A 16,439-nucleotide genomic window follows, 5' to 3' on the forward strand; every position below is an offset into this window, starting at 1 on the left:
CTCAATTAAATCAAGCGAGCTATCAGGCTGTAGCCGATCCTGAGGATTGAACACGTAGTAGCGCCATATTGCGAATTTCCGACGGAAGCGACGTCGCCTTACGCGACTTGCTGTCCATATGAGCGGCGGTCATTTCACAAGTCGCGGTTAGTTCGCCAGTCTCTGCATTACGCATCTCATGGAGGAAACGGACCGTCTTGTCGCGGACTTCGAGGAGCCGGGATTTGATCTCGATCGTATCGCCGGGGTGCATCTCACGCTTGTAGGTTAGATTTTGCTGTACGCCGCCTATGCCATTTCCGGTCTCGCGGAGGTATCGCGGACTTAATCCCAATCTTGCTAGGAAATTCCAGTTAGCCTCATCGAATTTGCCGACATACCACATGATGTTCATGTGACCCATATGGTCGCATTGCCAAGGATAAACGACTCCGCGATAGTTCACTTCAGACTCCATTCGAGTGTCCCCGCCTTTATCTTAAGTTGATATGTTGAGGTAATGCCCGCCCGCGAAAGCGCGCACTGCCGCTGGCAAAAATCGGCGGAGACGTTATTGAAGCAAAATTCTAATGGCGAACCACTATGCATGCACAATACCGTACTGAAGGCATCCGCGAGCTAACAGCCTACACGCTATTCATTGCGGCTGAGGAGACGTCCCACATGACCGACGCACTAACAAGACGCACCGAATCCGTCAACTTGAAAAAATCCGCATCCGATGTATCCTTTTTCTCAGACTAGCGCGACGTTCTTCATCTCCAAGGAACGGTTCATCTCTCAATGCAGCAAGAGATGTATGACACGCAAACATCAGCGTGTGCTCATCGCCAAGAGAGATAACGAGTACTTAGAGCACTTAGCGCGAGGCTCTATAACCCATTAAGAAGACGACGTAGCCCGTTAGTTAAAATCTATCGCGGCGGCGCGATGGTCTTCAGCGGTAGCACAGACCAATGCAGCTTCCATCACTGCTCCTACGTTACCCGGACGCCCAAGATTGATCTTACAAAAGACGCCCAAACCGGAACCTACCGGGAAATCTGATTCACTTCTGGCTTCATGAGTTTGAAGCCGAGTCCCAAGCGGCCTAGACGACATATCGGTCCCACGACCCATAGTGCTCCGTGCTTCTTCTTCCGCGACGGAGGCTAAGACCGATAACGGCAAGCCCGACCACGACGTCGTTCCAAGACGAGGCTGGGCCGGCGCCACCGAGCAGCCACGGCGCCGCGATCAACCACAGCCCAAACAACAGATTCAGGAACCGCAACGGCCGCGCCACTTCGGCCATAGCACAGACAGCGATCGTGATGATCAATGCACCGACGAGATGATCGTTGTTTGCGATGGTTTCCCCAGTGCCGAATATCAGGCGCGAAAACATCAGCCACGCACCGAACAGGCAGCTCACGGCCAGTGTCCAGGGTACCGTGACGCCGCGGACCGCGGCGACAGATTGAGTCATAGGCCCGGCAGAAAAACCCGGATCGCACTTGTCTGCGCTTCCATTCGACTCAGGCCCGCCTTGGAAAAAAGTGCGCCAGAACGGCCGGCCCTCTCGGACGCTTCGCTGCATGTATTGGCCCATCGCGACCACCTCATCGAGCGCCAATGGGATCATGATCAGCATGGCGAGCGCGGCAAGCAGGCACAGCGTGCAATAGGTGCCGATCACGATCGGCTGAATGATGATGAAAAAGATCGAGACACCGCCGAGGGGCACGACCAAGATGAAGAAAAAGGTCACCATCCATGGCATCGTGCGCCAACGCGTGGCGGTGCCCATGGCGCCCATCAGCGCTTCGATCATATAGGCTGCGGCGCCAAGCCCGGCATCGGGAATCGGCCAGGCGCGGGACACCGCGGACGTTATGATGAACTCCGCGCCGTTCCTCCCACCACCTCCGGAGAAGAACGGGTCCCAGACGCCGTTTATCTGCCCCAGCTGGTAGGCGGTAAGATAGCGGGCGATAAGAAAGCCGAAGAAGCCGAGCGCGATCATCGGAAGACGTTGCAGCCAAGATGACGGCGAATAAGTCCAGCCAGGCGGAACGGTGCTCTGATCCATCATTCCTTCGTGGCTCATGCCCGGCATCATCGGAACGAGCACCGAGAAGGCGATTGCCAGCGCGCCGACGATCGTGTCGTTCGTGGTGGCGGCGACACTCGGCGTCCAGAAGAAAAGGGGGGCGAACAGAAGCCAGAGACCGACGGCCGTCGAGCCCCATTGCGCCCAGGAAAAACGCCGCGACAGTGAAAGCGCGCCAAAGAGCACAAGCAGCAAGCCCGATATGATGTCGCTCCACCCCGTAAGCGCATTGCGTAATACGGGCTCCCACAGTCCGCGCTCCTGCGTGATATCGTGCACCGCGCGGGCCGCCGCCGGATCGAAAAGCGCAAACTGAAGCGGACTAGTGAGAAGCCAGATACCGAGAGTGAGCACCAAAAAGTGAGCCCAGAGCATCCGCCGGCTCATCCCCGCCATATCGAGCATGCGCCCTGACTCCATCTTTTCATGATTGGCATGAAGCGCCTCGGATCGCTTATGCGCCTCTGCTCCCTCACCTGCCACCTTGGCGGCATTGAGCTTGTTTGCCTGATACCAGCCAGCGGGGTCTGCCTTGAGCGCCTCGATCATTTGCGGCAACGTCTCGCGCAATGAATGCACCGGCTCCCAGCCGAGGAGATGACGGGCGCGACTGATATTGATGGCATAGTGGTCATCGGCAATATCGACCATCCAGGACCGAATGAAGGAATCCTCGCCGAGAACATCCTGTTGAACCCAGGCTCCTGCCTTGGCGAGGGCCTTGGGAATCTCGTGGGTCTCCCAACTCTCACCACGGATCAGCCGTCCGATCTCGGCCTGAAGATCGCCGTAGCCAATAACCTCAGGCTCGCCGAGAAGCAGCGCCACCTCCGGGGGAAGCGCGCTGCGTCGCTCGATCAGGCGCGCGACCGCGTCGGTGAGGTCTTCCAGGTGGAGGAAGGACTGCCCAGTGCGCAGGTCGCCCGGATAAACATGTCCCGTCGGATTGTTCTCGTAAATCCGCGCAATCTGATTGGCGAGAAAAGCGTTGCGGCAGAGCCCGTCGTAGATGCCGGCCGGCCGGATATTGACAACCGGGATCGGCCCGTGCTGCTCGCGTATCAAGCGCTCCGCCTCGATTTTTGAAGCCCGGTACGGCAGGTTCGCTTCCAGCGGCGAATCCTCGCTGATCACATCGCCCGGCCGGCCCGCTTTGTGCGCCAGCATCGAACTCGCAAAGACGAATTGCTCGACCTCGAACGACTGAAGTGCGCGCAGCAGGTTTGCGGTGCCGCGAACCGTTATCTCATCGTAAAGCGGGTTCGGCTCACCGGTGAGATCGAAATAAGCGGCAAGGTGAATCACCGATGCGATGCGGGTGCCATAAGCCGTCCGGACACGTTGCAGACCGGCTGCGATCGCATCGTCCGATGTCAGGTCGATGCAAATGCATTCGGCGGCCGATGGCGGTTGGCGTGTGGTCGCCCGATCCAGTCCGACGAGGGCGAATCGCCCGGCGAGTTTCTTGACGACGGCCGAACCGATGAAGCCCGTACTGCCGGTGATAATGACCGTATCCTTACGCTCTGCCATTCGAGTTTCAAGCTCCTCGTGTCGGGTCGGTAGGTTCTGCCCCTCGACCGTCCCTGCTCACCGGGGTGGTCAGGAATCTGCCGCGGAGCTTTAATCGGAGCGAGCCTTTACGACCCTTGCTGACGCCACCTGCACCGATCATGACGTGTTTCCCCTAATGAGGGGAGCACTCGACATCACGCCGTACTGACTTTCTAATGCCGTGTGGTTATGAATGCGATTATCTGCCGTCTGCCCAGGTATTGGCGTCGTATCCGCGTGCGCCTGCCGCGGCCAGAGCGCGCCTAGCTTGTGGCGGTGCCGGGAAGTCTCACTTCGAGTCTCAGTGACGCGCTGCATGCGCTGAGGATGGCGGATTACGTCAAAGGTCACGATTCCCGCCGTCGCAAAACCGGTAATGATGGAGACCCACGAAACAACGATCAACCAATGCGGCATGGGACACCTTCTCGCGCTAACGATACGTCACTGGCTCCTGCGGCTTGCGCCACGCGGTTGATCGTGTTGCCTGCTTCCAGCCAACGCAGGAGTCTCCAATTCTTCCAAGATCGGGCACTCCGGGCGATCATTGTCCTGACATCGCCGTGCGAGATCGTCGATCGTGTTCTTGATTGCCCTTAGATGAGCGATCTTGCGATCGAGATCGGCTAGGTAGCGAAGTGCGATGCGCCTGACGTCCTTGCTCGCGCGGTTCCGGTCCCGATAAAGCGAGAGCAGTTCGCCGACGTCCTTCAGCGAAAAGCCAAGGCGTCGCGCCTGCGCGACGAAACGCAAGGTTTGGACGTCGACCTGCGAATAGGTGCGGTAGTGATTTTCATTCCGCCGCGCACTCTCGATGATTCCGCTTTCCTCGTAGTACCGGATGGTTTTGGAAGGCAGGCCGGACAGTACGGACACCTCGCCGATGGTGAGTTCCTTATCGGATTGCATCATTAAATCCCTTTCTTTGCAGCCGGCCGCCAGCGACGTAACAGCAACGCATTGGACACGACGCTCACTGAGGACAGTGCCATGGCCGCGCCGGAAATCATCGGATTCAGAAGCCCAAAAGCGGCCAGCGGCATGCCAATCACGTTGTAGAAAAACGCCCAGAACAGGCCCTGCCGGATCTTGTTGTGGGTGGCCCGGCTGACTGCGATGGCGTCGCCGACCAGAAGTGGATCGGACCGCATCAAGGTGATGCCGGCCGTTTGCATCGCCACGTCCGAGCCGCCGCCCATGGCGATGCCGACGTTCGCGGCGGCGAGCGCCGGCGCATCGTTGACGCCATCCCCGACCATTCCGACGGTGCGTCCTTCCGCCTGGAGACGGCGAACCTCGTCGGCCTTCTGACCGGGAAGTACAGAGGCGATCACCCTTTTGATACCGAGCTCCGTCGCGACGGCGGCAGCGGTTCGTTCGTGGTCGCCAGTCAACATGATGATCTCAAGGCCAAGCCGCTGCAGGCTCTGCACGGCAGCCTTGGCGGTCTCTCTGATGGGGTCCGCGACCGCGATGGCGCCCAGCAACAGCGGCTGGGGTTCAAGCGCGGCTACCCACATCACAGTGCGTCCGCGCTCCTCTAGGGCAGCCACCTGAACTTCCAAGCTATCGTGCGGCACACGCTCCCGCGCAAGCAGGCGGCGATTGCCGATGGCGATCTGTCGCCCGGCAACGCGAGCGGTGAGGCCCATACCCGGATGGCTTTGAAAGTCCTCGAGGCGACCCAGCTTGAGGCCTTCCGCCTTTGTCAGGACAGCATGGGCGAGCGGATGCTCACTACCGGTTTGGGCGGCGGCGGCAAGCGCAAGCAGTTCGCTCTCCGAAATTCCCGTAGTGAGCATTTCCGTCACGGTGGGCTTGCCCTCCGTCATCGTGCCCGTCTTGTCGAGAACCACGGTGTCGAGCTTGTGGGCGACTTCGAGAGCTTCCGGATCTCGAATCAGGATCCCGGCCTTGGCGGCCGCACCGGTGCCGACCATCAAGGCCGTCGGCGTTGCAAGGCCGAGCGAGCAAGGGCAGGCGATCACCATCACCGCGACGGCTGCTACGATGCCGGAGTTAAGGTTTCCTGCGATCAGCCACCAACCGAAGAACGCGGCCATCGCGACAACGATCACGATCGGAACGAAAACCGCGGCGACACGATCGACGAGACGCTGGACCGGAGCCTTCTTGCCTTGCGCATTCTCGACGAGCGCGATGATCCGCGAGAGCGTCGATTTTTCCCCGACAAGCGTTGTCTTGATGCGGAGCAGGCCGCTACCGTTGACCGAGCCGCCAACCACAGCATCGTCCGCTTGCTTTGACAACAGCTGGCTTTCTCCGGTCAGAAGGCTCTCGTCGACCTCGCTGTGTCCCTCGACCACCACGCCGTCGACTGGAAGTTTCTCGCCCGGCCGGACGACGACGATATCTCCGGGCGAAATGGCTGAAATCGGCACCTCGATCTCCGCGCCGTCGCGGATGACGCGCGCGTTCTCCGGCCGCAGTGCCATGAGCGCCTTGATGGCCGAGGTCGTCGCTCGCTTGGCGCGGGTTTCGAGCCATTTGCCGACAAGGATCAAGGTAACGACGACGGCAGCCGCCTCGAAATAGAGATGTTCGCCGGCGTGCCCTGCGAAAAGCATGTAAAGGCTGTAGAAATAGGCAGTCGATGTGCCGAGCACGACCAGAAGGTCCATGTTGCCGGTACGTGCCCGCAATGCCTTCCATGCGCCAACATAGAAACGTGCGCCAAGGATGAACTGGACGGGCGTCGCCAGCGTGAGCTGTAACCAGGCGGGTACTTCGACGCCAACCATTGGCAACAGCAAAGGGGCGCTGAGCACGGCGGCCCCAAACATCCGCCAGGCTTCCTGCTTGAGCCGCTTTTCTTCCGCGGCGAGGATTTGCCGATCGCGCTCGACGTCGCCTGTCCGAAGTTCGGCATCATATCCGGCGCGACGCACGGCTGCGATGAGATCGGCCGGACGCAAGAGACCGGCGACGCCCTCGGCGGTGGCGTTCTCGCTGGCAAGGTTGACCTCTGCCCGGATCACGCCCGGCACCGCAAGAAGAGCCTTTTCGACGCGGCCCGCGCAAGTCGCGCAGGTCATGCCCGAGATGGCAAGTTCCCGCGTCTCGTGAGCGACGTCGTAGCCGGCGCGCGAGACCGCCTCCACTAACGCGTCCGGCTGAACCTGAGCCGAATTGAACACCACATCGGCTTGTTCGCTCGAAAGGTTGACCGAGGCTTCGACGCCGGGAACGGCCTGTAGCGCCTTCTCGACCCGGCCCGCGCAGGTCGCGCAGGTCATTCCTTCGATCGGAATGATGGCGCGTGTACGATCATCGAGGACTTCAGGCGCTTCCATTAGAGCCTCCCGTCTGGGCATCAGAGCCGGCGTCCTTGGCTCCATAGCCGGCCGCCTCGACGGCCGCGATGAGCACTGCAGCCGGTGCCTCTCCCTTGATCGTCGCGAGCCCGGTCGCGAAATCTAGCTTTGCATCGACGACCCCCGGAACTCGAGACAGGATGCGTGTCACCGTGTTGGCGCATCCGCCGCACGTCATCCTGGAGACCGTGAGAACGATCTCGCGCACTTCATGTGCACCTTGCTGATCCATGGAATTCACTCCTTCCAGGTTACTGGAAGGCAAGATGGGGCTTCCAGTTACTGGAAGGTCAAGCCCGGCGCACAAAATTTCGCTTTCAGGGGAAAAGCGCCGGAGGGTGAGCAAACAAATGAGGCGGCGGCGTCGACAGTCGGTGAAGCTGATGCGGCTTTTCGATCGGCCTGCTGCGATGACCGCACCGTAACCTTCTGCCACGACAGGCCGAACTCAATAAGGGGATCACTAGCCGTCGGATTGCCGCGAATGATTGTCCCGTCAAACGTCGTTCTGGACCAAGCTGAAGGAGGCCCCGAGCCGGCTCAAAACGGTTAGTCCCCTTGCGAGAAAGCGGCGGGCGTTGTCTCGGACTATCAGCGCAAGACGCCTCGCGTTGATCAGACAGCCGTCAGCGCACCCCATCCTCGACTATGAGTTTCCATCCATCCTTTCCGGAGCCCAGCTATGAATAACGCCGAGAAATACGGAAAAGGCCTCCTCGCCGGACTGGCCGCGACGGTCGTGCTTTCCGCCATCATGATGATGAAGCAAGCCATGGGGCTCATGCCCGAACTCAACCCCATCGCGATGATCACGAAAATGTCTGGTTCCAGCATGCCGCTGATGGGCTGGATGGGGCATTTCGTGATCGGCACGGTCCTCTGGGGTCTCCTCTATGCTGGGCTGGACGCCAAGCTGCCCGGACCCCACTGGTTGCGCGGCGCAATTTTCGCGACTGGCGCCTGGTTCATCATGATGATCATGCTGATGCCGATGGCCGGGGCTGGCCTGTTTGGACTGGGCCTGGGTATGATGGCGCCGGTCGCCACCCTCATGCTGCACTGGATCTATGGGGCCGTGCTAGGTGGCGTCTACGGCGCCTTGACGCAACGGAACCAAGCAGTTGCGGCCTGATCGCCTCGCGAACGGAGTCGCCGCATCCCTTGAATTGGGCATCAATCTCTCTGTGTCCGATGTGACAGTCGCAATTTGCTGACGGAGGATCGAGGAGCGCAGCACGCCGATGATGGCAATAGCGATGCAGATCGTCGGGAGGACCGAAACGGATTGCTACTGTTTGTAATTCCAAACTTCGGCTACGGATTTCCGATCTCTGTGGGACTCAGAACACTGCTGCTGACCATGTGCCTTCTCGCTTGGCGCAAGGTAGCCGTCACGAAGTTTGCGAAAATTCTGCATTGGTGAGGCGTCGCATGTCACGCATCCAGATCTATCACGAGCCAGATGGAGAACTCCTTGCCGAAGGTCCACTCGGATTCCTTGGCATTACCTCATTTGAGGGCAACTACTACATCAGCAAGGGCTGTCTGAAGACCGAAGGATTCCGCACGAACTGGATTCCGGGATTCTGCGTGTACAAATTCTTCTATATCTGGCTTGATTTTCTCGATCGTGATGGCGGCCGAGATCACATGGTTGGCTGGCGTTATTTTCTACCAAACCCAATCTTCTTCTTTATTTTTCTCAGGGTGGCTGTGCCACAGCATGCAACCAGCATCAGTGTACGTAGACTCGATTAGATGTCACTCCGGACGGAATGAAGAGCTCGGGAAAGGCAGCAAGCCGGTTCGAACGGTTGAATGATTTTATCAGCCGTCTCAGTGGATCGGGAACCCGACGTGGCCGCCTTTCCCAAGCGTATGTATGTCATGCTGGTATTCGGACGATGATCTGGTGATGCGCTGTGACGCCGATCTCTCCACGTTCCAATCCGTGGGTGACGCCGTCGCTATGGTAGACGAGCAGCACGGCATTGTCGTGTGTCAAAGGGTGCGGTGACGTCATGCTGATGGCGGCGCTTCCGTTTACGCCGGCAGTAAAGCTGTTGCCCTTACCGCGACCGTCCGACGGCGTAAAGCCTATTGGCTTTTGATCGAAATGGTTCTCGAACAGACTGTAGACTCCGTTCGGTCGCAATTGAGTGAAGCGGCAGTCAAGTCGCGCTCCCGCGTCGCTCGGCGTGATCTTGACGGACCCTTTGGCGGCGAACCAATCCGCCAAACTGAAGCCGAGACTCTTGCCTTGCGCATTGAAGGTTTCGACATCCAATGGCCCAGCCACGAGCGCGGGCCGAAAGCCCGCGATGTGCGGAATGTTTTGCGGCCCGATGCCGGCTGGGGCCGAGGGGTCTTTGACGAACGCATGGGGATCAAGCGGCTGGGCCTGATGGGTCTCATCGGAGAAAAACACCGCATGCAGAATGAATTGGAGATCGCGGGCTGTCTCCGGAGCAGCCCACGCCTGCGTGCGCCCTGCCGCGGCAATACCAAGAGTTACTCCAGCACCAAGCAGGCATCGACGGGTCAGTCTGTTCATGGCTACGTGTCCTAACGAGTTGCGGTGAATAGTCGGAAGCCGTTTACGACCCACGCTGTTGCATCAGCATGGGTGCATTCGAGTGGGATCGCCACACCGCGACCATCAAAAGCGTGTCGTGAGATCAACCAGCCAAGTGGGAGATGCAGCGACGAGCGCGGCCTCGAGTGTGTGATCGAACCCGCTAAGAATCATCGTTGCTACGGCCAACGCTCCTACGCCGAGGATGACCTTACCGAGCTTCCCCGCTCCTATGAGATTGCCCCGCCAGCGACTGAGCGCCTGGCGTGAGAGCGAGCCGACGACGAGCAGCGGGATGGCGGTCCCAAGACCGAACGCCACCATGACGATCGCCACGCTGGCAAGATCGCGTCCCTGAGCCGCGAGGACGGAGGCTGCACCGAGGGTCGGCCCGACACAGGGGCTCCAGATCGCGCCGAGCAGCAATCCGAGAACGAATTGGCCGCGAAGCCCACTCGGCGAGATTCGCGCGATCAACCGATTGCCGGCATTGCTGATCCCTCCGGCGGCGATTGCGAAGCGCTGTTGCAGTGCGCCGCTGAGCAGCACCACCCCCAGGAGACCCAGGAGCACCGCGGAAATCGAACGGAAGACGCTGCCGTCGAGGCCAATAGAAAAGCCGACCGTCGCCACGAAGAGCCCGACAGCGACGAATGAGGTGACCAGGCCGGCGGCCAATGCCGGCACACCCAGGCGGTGTGCAGCGACCGCCGGTCCGAGGACAAGCGGTAGCAGCGGAAGAATGCATGGGGATAGTGTCGAAAGGATTCCGGCCACGAAGCCGAAACCGATACTGCCGATTGGGAGGGCCATGCTTCCGATTCCGCGAACGAGTTCAGTTCGCTTTCAGGAGAAGCGCCTTGATCGAATCGGGATCAGTGTCGCCGACCGACCGTCCCTTTTCCTTGGGGCCACGAAACACGATCAGTGTGCTCTGCGTTTGCGCACCAAACGAACGGACCACATCTTTCTGCGTGTCGAAATCGACCTTGTAGATTACGAGATCCCCGAATGCCGGGTTTTCGACCAACCGATCGATGATAGGACGCTGCTTCGCGCAGGTCGGGCACCAGCTTGCGGAGATGTCGACGAGGATCGGCTTGCCCTCATGCTGGGACGCCGCAAACGCCTGTTGCGTGTACGGCGCTTCTGTCGCTGCCAGGGCGGTCTGGCTGATTGCTATTGATAAGCTCATCGCGAGCATGACGGTGGACAAAAGCTTGATGGGTGACATCCGGATCTCCCGATGACGGTTAAGCGGGAGCAGCCGGTTTCTACTGACGCCGACCGTCCCTAATTCAGAGTTCGGCGCCCACCGCCCGAGGTTACCTCGCCAGCTCAAGTAATTTGGCAGCGGGACGCGGAAAATTGCTTGCTTGCGAAGGCGGGCTGCCGCTCGAGCGCCGGTCCTGCAGTCATGGTGACCGCACCGAACAGGTTTGATCGACTGTGTTCGAGCGACTCGAGGCGATCCGGTTTCTGCGGGCGAACGTGCCTATTGTGGGAAGATGGCGTTTCAGGGCTGTGGCGTCGTCGACATCTTCAAGTGTCTGGACAAATCCGACGCAGTAACTCGATAGATTGGCAAGAGTATCTTCGAGCGCGTGCTGAGATGACCACCGCACGTCGACGAACGGGGCAAGGAATCTCGGACGACGGCGCAGGCCGACAAGCCAATAGCCGCCATCCAGTGCCGGACCGAAGACGGCGTCCTTGCTTCCCAGCAGGCGGAAGGCTGCGGCAACTGAAGCCGCGGAAATTCCCGGAATGTCGCTGCCGACGATGACGACGGGACCTGGTGGCATCGCACGGGCCACGGTGGCCATCCGATCGCCCAAAGAGCCGCGCCCTTGAGGGATGGTACGTACCCCAAATTGTCTCGCACGCCGTGGCGTCGGCGTCATCGCCAGCCAGGTGATCCAACGCTGATCGCCCGACAGGCGGCGGAGCGTGATGCCCAGCATGGTACGCTGAAACCTGAGAGCTTCGACCGCGCCGACGCCCTTGGCGAGGCGTCGTTTTCCTGCGCCCAAGCGGGGAAGACGGGCGAAGATGACGAGATGACACTTAAGCGCCATGTTCAGCCATAAAGTCGATGAATGAGGCGTGGGCGGACGCCCAGGAAATACAGGGTCAGGCAGCCGAGATTGCGGCCGCTTCGCCGAAGCCAGCCGTCCCGGCGCCAGCGAGCGGCCGAGGTCAGCGCACGTGTTTGCAGGACCACGAGCCGCCGGCGTCCGATGCGTCGGATCAAATCGACGTCCTCCATGAGGGGGATGGGGCGGAAGCCCCCCAAAGCCTCATAGAATGCCCTCCGGATCAAAAGGCCCTGATCGCCATAGGCGAGGCCAAGAGTCCGTACCCGCCACGCCACCCAACGCTCCAAGCGGCGGGCTTCGGTGGAGGCGTCGTCCAATGCGAAGCCGAAGACGGCGGCGCGTTCGGCATTGTGGGGCGCCGCCATGAACGCGTCTGTTTCGTCCCTCCAGCCGTTCTCGAGGAGCGTGTCGCCGTGCAAGAATAGCAGCCATTCAGTTTCTGCTGCGGCAGCGCGGAGCTGGTTTCCCCGACCGCGTAACGCTTGCACGACACGCGCGTTTCGGGCCCGGCCGACATCAGCGGTGTCGTCCGTCGAACCGCCGTCCGCGATCAGCACCTGGTCCAGGCGCCCGAGCGCCGCGAGGGTTGCTGGCAGACTCGCTCCCGAATTGAGCGCGGGAATGATGACGGTCAAAGTCATCGCGTCCCCCGCTTTCTGAGCCAAGTGACGAGCAGGGGCACGAGCGCGAGCAGAGCGAGACCGATGCGGAGCGCGATCATTGTGGGCCCTAAGATCTCGTCATTCGGACCGCGCGAGCTCGCACCCGCGGCGATGGATAGGCCGTCGCCGATCGAGGTGAAAGCCAACGTGCCGGGAATGATTCCGATCAGTGTCGCGAGAGCGAAAGACCGCAGTGGGGTGCGAAATGCGGCCGCCGCCAGATTGACAGCCCAGAACGGAAAGAGAGGTACGAGCCGCAAGAACATGAGATAGGTGAAAGCATTGCGGGTGAATCCGGCCTCCATCCGCGCAATGAAAGCGTTGCCGCGGGCCTGCAGCATTCCGCCGAAGGCGAACCTCGCGATGACGAACAGAATGATCGCCCCGGTCGTCGCCGCCAGAATGTTAAGTGCAGCGCCCAGCCAGAGCCCGAAAATCAGTCCGCCAGCGATCGTCATGAAGACGGCGCCAGGCACGGACAGGGCGACGACAGCGACGTAGGTCGCGAAAAACACGGCTATCGCGACGAAGCGGTGATCATCCGTGAACTGGTGCAACCTTTGTGCGTTGGCGCGCAGATGATCGAGCGTGAGGTAGTGGTTCAGGCCCAGCAGAAAATAGGCCACGACAGCCGCAACGAGAAAGCCGACCGGAACGAGGCGCTTTGTGAGTGAGGCGGCCATCATCCGAACCACCCAAGGACCCGCACCAGCCAGCGGGTCCGGGCGCTAAACAGTGCCGGCGTATAGAATGCGCTGGCCGCGCGCTTCGTGATTTCACTGAGGCTGGGATAGGGCACGATCACACGCGCCAATGCGCCGATTTTGAGATTTCCGCCGACGGCAAGACCCCAGGGCACCACGAGTTCGCCAGCCTGCCGGCCGACGATGGTCGCACCGACGACCCGCCCGCGCTTGGTCACGAGGATCTTGGCGAATCCACCTTGAGCGTCGTCCGTTTGCGCGCGGTCGACGTCCGCGAAAGGAGTGTTGAGGACCCTCAGAGCCGAGCCATGGGCTTCGCGCGCTTGCGCTTCGGTCAGCCCGACCTGGGCAAGTTCGGGATCCGTGTAGGTGACCCACGGAAGCGCTGCGAGATTCGCCTTGGCGGGAAGTCGAAACAGCGCATTCCGAAGGACGATCCCGGCGTGGTACGCGGCGAGGTGGGTGAACTGAGGACCACCGGCAACGTCGCCAGCAGCGTAAATGCGGCGGTTGCTTGTGCGCAGGCGCGCATCGACCTCTATCCCCTTTTCGCTGTAGCGGACGTCGGCCGCCTCGGGGTGGAGACCTTCGATATTCGGCCGGCGCCCTGCCGCGACCAACACGTGGCTCGCTTCAAGCTCACGTCGAGCCCCGTCCCGGCCGACGAACGAGGCTAAGATGCGCCCACAGGCCCATGTGACGCTCAGCTCGTTGGCGAACTCATGCAGCGCGACGCTGTCTTCGTGGAGTGCTTGGCGCAGCACGTCGACGGCGTCTGGATCGTCGCGTGGCAGAAGGGCACCGCGCGACAGCAAGGTGACCTCGGCTCCAAGGCGGCGATGCGCCTGGGCCATCTCCGTGCCAACGGGACCGCCACCGATAATCAGTAAGTGCTGCGGGAGGACCGTGTTTTCGAACAGCGTTTCCGTAGTGAGATAGGGAACCTGGTCGAGACCGGGGATCGGCGGGACGCGCGGCCGGCTTCCGGTCGCGATGACGATCCTGCGGGCGCGGATGCGCTGGCCGGCGGCCTCGACCGTCTGTCTGTCCAAGAAGCGCGCGTGCTCCCGGATCACAGTACAGCCGAGCCGTGTGAAGCGTTCCTCGGAATCGTTTGGCGCGATAGCTTTGATGACGCTCTGCACCTGGCCATGCACCTTGTCGAAGTCGAAACGTGCTTCGGCCGGTAGGCGGCTGTAGGGGGCCAACTCTCGGAGCGAGTGAGCAAGCTTGGCGACCGCCAAGAACGACTTCGAAGGCACGCATCCGGTGTTGAGGCAATCGCCGCCCATGCGATGGGCCTCGATGAGGACGGTGCGCGCGCCCATCTGCACTGCGCCCGCGGCAATCGTCAGGCCCGCGGAGCCCGCGCCGATGACGCAGAGATCGGTATTGATTTCGGTGGAGCGCCGGATTGATCTAGTGCTGCGCACTACACGACGCTCCGCCCAGGACGCAGAACCGCGCGCATAAGGGGTGCATGAGCGGGACGGACCGCACCGTCGCCGCCGCGAGCGTCCCACCGAGATCGAACAACGGATCGTAAGGAAGAAGGGTGCAAGCTGCGACCGTCGGCGAATCCGCGCCCTTGTGCTTCACGACCATGCGCGAGCTTGCACACATTACAGAGGAGGGACTGCGCCCGAGAATTGACCAGCATTGCTCGGTGATCTCCGGCACGTCTTCGCCAGCCCGCATCTCCGGGAAGAGGACGAGGGCCGCGGGGTCGGCGGAGTCAATCGAAAGGCCCAGCTCCGCGAATAGCCGGCCGTAGGCCGCTCTGATCTGATCTTCGGCCTCCTTCCAGACCATGCGACCAGCTACGGATATATTGAATCCGGCCTCAGCCAGCCACAACAGACCTGCGATGGTCGGCTTCCAGCTTCGCGGGCCGCGCAACTGTTCGTGGCCGGTTCTTTCGTAGCGGTCGAGGGAGACTCTTACAGCGAGCCTGCCCGGAAACTCGGCGTTAAGGATCGCGAGCGGCGTCTTGAGCCTCTGCATCGGCTTCATCGCGTTCGTCAGGACCAGCGCCCTGAAACCCGCGCTCAGACTGTCGGCGATCATCTGGAGGATATCGGGATTCATGAAGGGTTCGCCGCCGGTGAATCCGATCTCTGCCGGCGGATGGTCGCGCTCCCTCGCCTCGTCCAGGAAGCGCCGTACTTCCTCTCTGGTCAAATAAACGAGACGGTCATTTCGCGGGCTCGACTCGATATAGCAGTTGTCGCAGGCGAGATTGCACAGCGTTCCGGTATTGAACCAGAGCGTTTCAAGGGTGCCGAGCCTGACGCTCGCACGCGGAGCGCCGGTTGCGGTGACAAATGGATCAATGAATTTCTGCGTTACATGGACCATGGCACATCCGACGTCGCGTCCCCTCTATGATAAGTTCGCGGACAGGCCGAAAAGGTTTCGTCCTCGCGAATCGCGAGGCGTAGCACGGCGAGGGTTGGCGACATCGGCCGCGGCGCCGCGGCGATTCCGTGAATGAAACGAGCGTCGCCGTCGGACGGAGGCCGAGTTCAGGACCGCCTCAGAGCGCGGCCGGCGACAGCATCGAGTTTTGCCACCATGCTTGGGTCGCGCGCACCGGGCGCGGTAACAAGGGCGACATCCAATGCGCAGTCGCATTCATGGGGACAGAGAGTGGGTCTGTCGTCCCTCAGCCGCAGCGCAAGCAGGCGAATGAGCCGCTTGGCCTTCTCGGCGTTCTCGTTCAGCACGCGGATGACATCGGCGACTTGGACGTGTGCGTGATCGGGATGCCAGCAATCGAAGTCGGTGACCATTGCGACAGTGAGAAAGCACATCTCGGCCTCGCGGGCGAGCTTCGCTTCCGGCATGTTGGTCATGCCGATGACGTCGCACTCCCATGACCGATAGATGCGCGACTCGGCCAAGCTGGAGAATTGCGGTCCTTCCATCGCGAGGTAGGTGCCGCCGCGCCTGACTGGTATACCGGCCTCGGCGGCGCATTGATGCGCAAATTTCGCAAGCCGGTCGCAGGTCGGATGCGCCATTGAGATATGAGCGACCAACCCCTTCCCCGAAAAAGCTGCTCTGTCGTGCGATCGTGCGATCGACGAATTGATCCACGACGACAAAATGGCCTGGTGGAAGATCTTCGCGAAGCGAGCCGCAGGCCGACACCGACAAGAGATCGGTAACGCCGGACCTTTTCAAGGCGTCGATGTTTGCGCGGTAGTTGATCGAACTGGGCGAATGGCGATGGCCGCGGCCATGGCGCGGGACAAAGACGACTTCTAGACCGTCGAGCGTACCGAAAAGAAATTCGTCGGATGTCTCGCCGAAGGGCGATGCGACCCTCCGCCAAGTTGGATTCTCAAGCCCGGCAATGTCGTAAACGCCGCTTCCGCCAAGTACGCCTAAAATGGTCATTCTTACTTCGCCCTGG

15 protein-coding genes and 1 pseudogene are annotated in these 16,439 nt (G+C 60.9%); 2 read left to right on the plus strand and 14 right to left on the minus strand.

What is annotated here, in order from left to right:
• Positions 1–22: 22 nt before the first annotated feature.
• The 5 genes from AFIDRAFT_RS06505 to AFIDRAFT_RS06525 all read right to left on the minus strand — a co-directional run bounded on the left by AFIDRAFT_RS06505 (position 23) and on the right by AFIDRAFT_RS06525 (position 7,213).
• Complete coding sequence (locus AFIDRAFT_RS06505; protein ID WP_002718084.1) at positions 23–457, minus strand: acyl-CoA thioesterase; 435 nt, start codon at positions 455–457, stop codon at positions 23–25.
• Between the two features lie 633 nt (positions 458–1,090).
• The gene (locus AFIDRAFT_RS06510; protein ID WP_002718083.1) at positions 1,091–3,625 is read right to left on the minus strand and encodes an SPW repeat domain-containing protein; all 2,535 of its coding nucleotides are present in this window, start codon (positions 3,623–3,625) and stop codon (positions 1,091–1,093) included.
• Positions 3,626–4,090: 465 nt separating this feature from the next.
• On the minus strand, positions 4,091–4,555 hold the full coding sequence (gene cueR / locus AFIDRAFT_RS06515) for a Cu(I)-responsive transcriptional regulator (RefSeq protein ID WP_244597773.1): 465 nt from the start codon (positions 4,553–4,555) through the stop codon (positions 4,091–4,093).
• Positions 4,556–4,557: 2 nt separating this feature from the next.
• Positions 4,558–6,960 carry a heavy metal translocating P-type ATPase gene (locus AFIDRAFT_RS06520; RefSeq protein WP_002718080.1) on the minus strand — a complete coding sequence of 801 codons (2,403 nt, stop codon included), beginning with the start codon at positions 6,958–6,960 and terminating at the stop codon, positions 4,558–4,560.
• Positions 6,947–7,213: a heavy-metal-associated domain-containing protein gene (locus tag AFIDRAFT_RS06525; RefSeq protein WP_002718079.1), complete on the minus strand. Its 267-nt coding sequence runs from the start codon at positions 7,211–7,213 to the stop codon at positions 6,947–6,949. Before AFIDRAFT_RS06525 ends, AFIDRAFT_RS06520 begins: the two co-directional genes overlap by 14 nt.
• A gap of 450 nt (positions 7,214–7,663) precedes the next feature.
• On the opposite strand from AFIDRAFT_RS06525, the gene AFIDRAFT_RS06530 reads away from it, so the two are divergent.
• Both AFIDRAFT_RS06530 and AFIDRAFT_RS06535 read left to right on the plus strand, forming a co-directional pair.
• On the plus strand, positions 7,664–8,113 hold the full coding sequence (locus tag AFIDRAFT_RS06530) for a DUF6789 family protein (RefSeq protein WP_002718078.1): 450 nt from the start codon (positions 7,664–7,666) through the stop codon (positions 8,111–8,113).
• Between the two features lie 299 nt (positions 8,114–8,412).
• Positions 8,413–8,739, plus strand: a complete 327-nt coding sequence (locus AFIDRAFT_RS06535) for a hypothetical protein (protein WP_002718077.1) — start codon at positions 8,413–8,415, stop codon at positions 8,737–8,739.
• A 127-nt stretch (positions 8,740–8,866) separates the two neighbouring features.
• Here AFIDRAFT_RS06535 and AFIDRAFT_RS06540 read toward each other — a convergent pair whose 3' ends face one another.
• The 9 genes and pseudogenes from AFIDRAFT_RS06540 to AFIDRAFT_RS20200 form a co-directional block, all read right to left on the minus strand.
• Entirely contained in the window at positions 8,867–9,535 is a 669-nt protein-coding gene (locus AFIDRAFT_RS06540; protein ID WP_002718076.1) for a hypothetical protein, read from the minus strand.
• A 105-nt stretch (positions 9,536–9,640) separates the two neighbouring features.
• Positions 9,641–10,369: a cytochrome c biogenesis CcdA family protein gene (locus AFIDRAFT_RS06545; RefSeq protein WP_002718075.1), complete on the minus strand. Its 729-nt coding sequence runs from the start codon at positions 10,367–10,369 to the stop codon at positions 9,641–9,643.
• Between the two features lie 22 nt (positions 10,370–10,391).
• Positions 10,392–10,790, minus strand: a complete 399-nt coding sequence (locus AFIDRAFT_RS06550; RefSeq protein WP_002718074.1) for a thioredoxin family protein — start codon at positions 10,788–10,790, stop codon at positions 10,392–10,394.
• A gap of 181 nt (positions 10,791–10,971) precedes the next feature.
• Positions 10,972–11,634 carry a TIGR04282 family arsenosugar biosynthesis glycosyltransferase gene (locus tag AFIDRAFT_RS06555; protein WP_002718073.1) on the minus strand — a complete coding sequence of 221 codons (663 nt, stop codon included), beginning with the start codon at positions 11,632–11,634 and terminating at the stop codon, positions 10,972–10,974.
• Positions 11,635–11,636: 2 nt separating this feature from the next.
• Positions 11,637–12,296 (minus strand): TIGR04283 family arsenosugar biosynthesis glycosyltransferase, encoded by a 660-nt coding sequence (locus AFIDRAFT_RS06560; protein ID WP_002718072.1) that lies wholly within the window; start codon positions 12,294–12,296, stop codon positions 11,637–11,639.
• Positions 12,293–13,000, minus strand: coding sequence for a TVP38/TMEM64 family protein (locus AFIDRAFT_RS06565; protein WP_244597769.1), 708 nt, complete (start codon positions 12,998–13,000; stop codon positions 12,293–12,295). Before AFIDRAFT_RS06565 ends, AFIDRAFT_RS06560 begins: the two co-directional genes overlap by 4 nt.
• Entirely contained in the window at positions 13,000–14,454 is a 1,455-nt protein-coding gene (locus AFIDRAFT_RS06570) for a dihydrolipoyl dehydrogenase family protein (protein ID WP_002718070.1), read from the minus strand. Before AFIDRAFT_RS06570 ends, AFIDRAFT_RS06565 begins: the two co-directional genes overlap by 1 nt.
• Positions 14,441–15,379 carry a radical SAM protein gene (locus tag AFIDRAFT_RS06575; RefSeq protein WP_002718069.1) on the minus strand — a complete coding sequence of 313 codons (939 nt, stop codon included), beginning with the start codon at positions 15,377–15,379 and terminating at the stop codon, positions 14,441–14,443. Before AFIDRAFT_RS06575 ends, AFIDRAFT_RS06570 begins: the two co-directional genes overlap by 14 nt.
• Before the next feature lie 386 nt (positions 15,380–15,765).
• Positions 15,766–16,423: pseudogene (locus AFIDRAFT_RS20200) on the minus strand (phosphorylase family protein); the annotation flags it as partial.
• Between the last annotated feature and the right edge of the window lie 16 nt (positions 16,424–16,439).

Source organism: Afipia sp. 1NLS2, assembly GCF_000178995.1.
GTDB lineage: Bacteria > Pseudomonadota > Alphaproteobacteria > Rhizobiales > Xanthobacteraceae > Afipia.

Coding starts and splice junctions, on each gene's coding strand:
- AFIDRAFT_RS06505 (WP_002718084.1), bottom strand. CDS start 457: ATGGAGTCTGAAGTGAACTATCGCGGAGTCGTTTATCCTTGGCAATGC.
- AFIDRAFT_RS06510 (WP_002718083.1), bottom strand. CDS start 3,625: ATGGCAGAGCGTAAGGATACGGTCATTATCACCGGCAGTACGGGCTTC.
- cueR (WP_244597773.1), bottom strand. CDS start 4,555: ATGCAATCCGATAAGGAACTCACCATCGGCGAGGTGTCCGTACTGTCC.
- AFIDRAFT_RS06520 (WP_002718080.1), bottom strand. CDS start 6,960: ATGGAAGCGCCTGAAGTCCTCGATGATCGTACACGCGCCATCATTCCG.
- AFIDRAFT_RS06525 (WP_002718079.1), bottom strand. CDS start 7,213: ATGGATCAGCAAGGTGCACATGAAGTGCGCGAGATCGTTCTCACGGTC.
- AFIDRAFT_RS06530 (WP_002718078.1), top strand. CDS start 7,664: ATGAATAACGCCGAGAAATACGGAAAAGGCCTCCTCGCCGGACTGGCC.
- AFIDRAFT_RS06535 (WP_002718077.1), top strand. CDS start 8,413: ATGTCACGCATCCAGATCTATCACGAGCCAGATGGAGAACTCCTTGCC.
- AFIDRAFT_RS06540 (WP_002718076.1), bottom strand. CDS start 9,535: ATGAACAGACTGACCCGTCGATGCCTGCTTGGTGCTGGAGTAACTCTT.
- AFIDRAFT_RS06545 (WP_002718075.1), bottom strand. CDS start 10,369: ATGGCCCTCCCAATCGGCAGTATCGGTTTCGGCTTCGTGGCCGGAATC.
- AFIDRAFT_RS06550 (WP_002718074.1), bottom strand. CDS start 10,790: ATGTCACCCATCAAGCTTTTGTCCACCGTCATGCTCGCGATGAGCTTA.
- AFIDRAFT_RS06555 (WP_002718073.1), bottom strand. CDS start 11,634: ATGGCGCTTAAGTGTCATCTCGTCATCTTCGCCCGTCTTCCCCGCTTG.
- AFIDRAFT_RS06560 (WP_002718072.1), bottom strand. CDS start 12,296: ATGACTTTGACCGTCATCATTCCCGCGCTCAATTCGGGAGCGAGTCTG.
- AFIDRAFT_RS06565 (WP_244597769.1), bottom strand. CDS start 13,000: ATGGCCGCCTCACTCACAAAGCGCCTCGTTCCGGTCGGCTTTCTCGTT.
- AFIDRAFT_RS06575 (WP_002718069.1), bottom strand. CDS start 15,379: ATGGTCCATGTAACGCAGAAATTCATTGATCCATTTGTCACCGCAACC.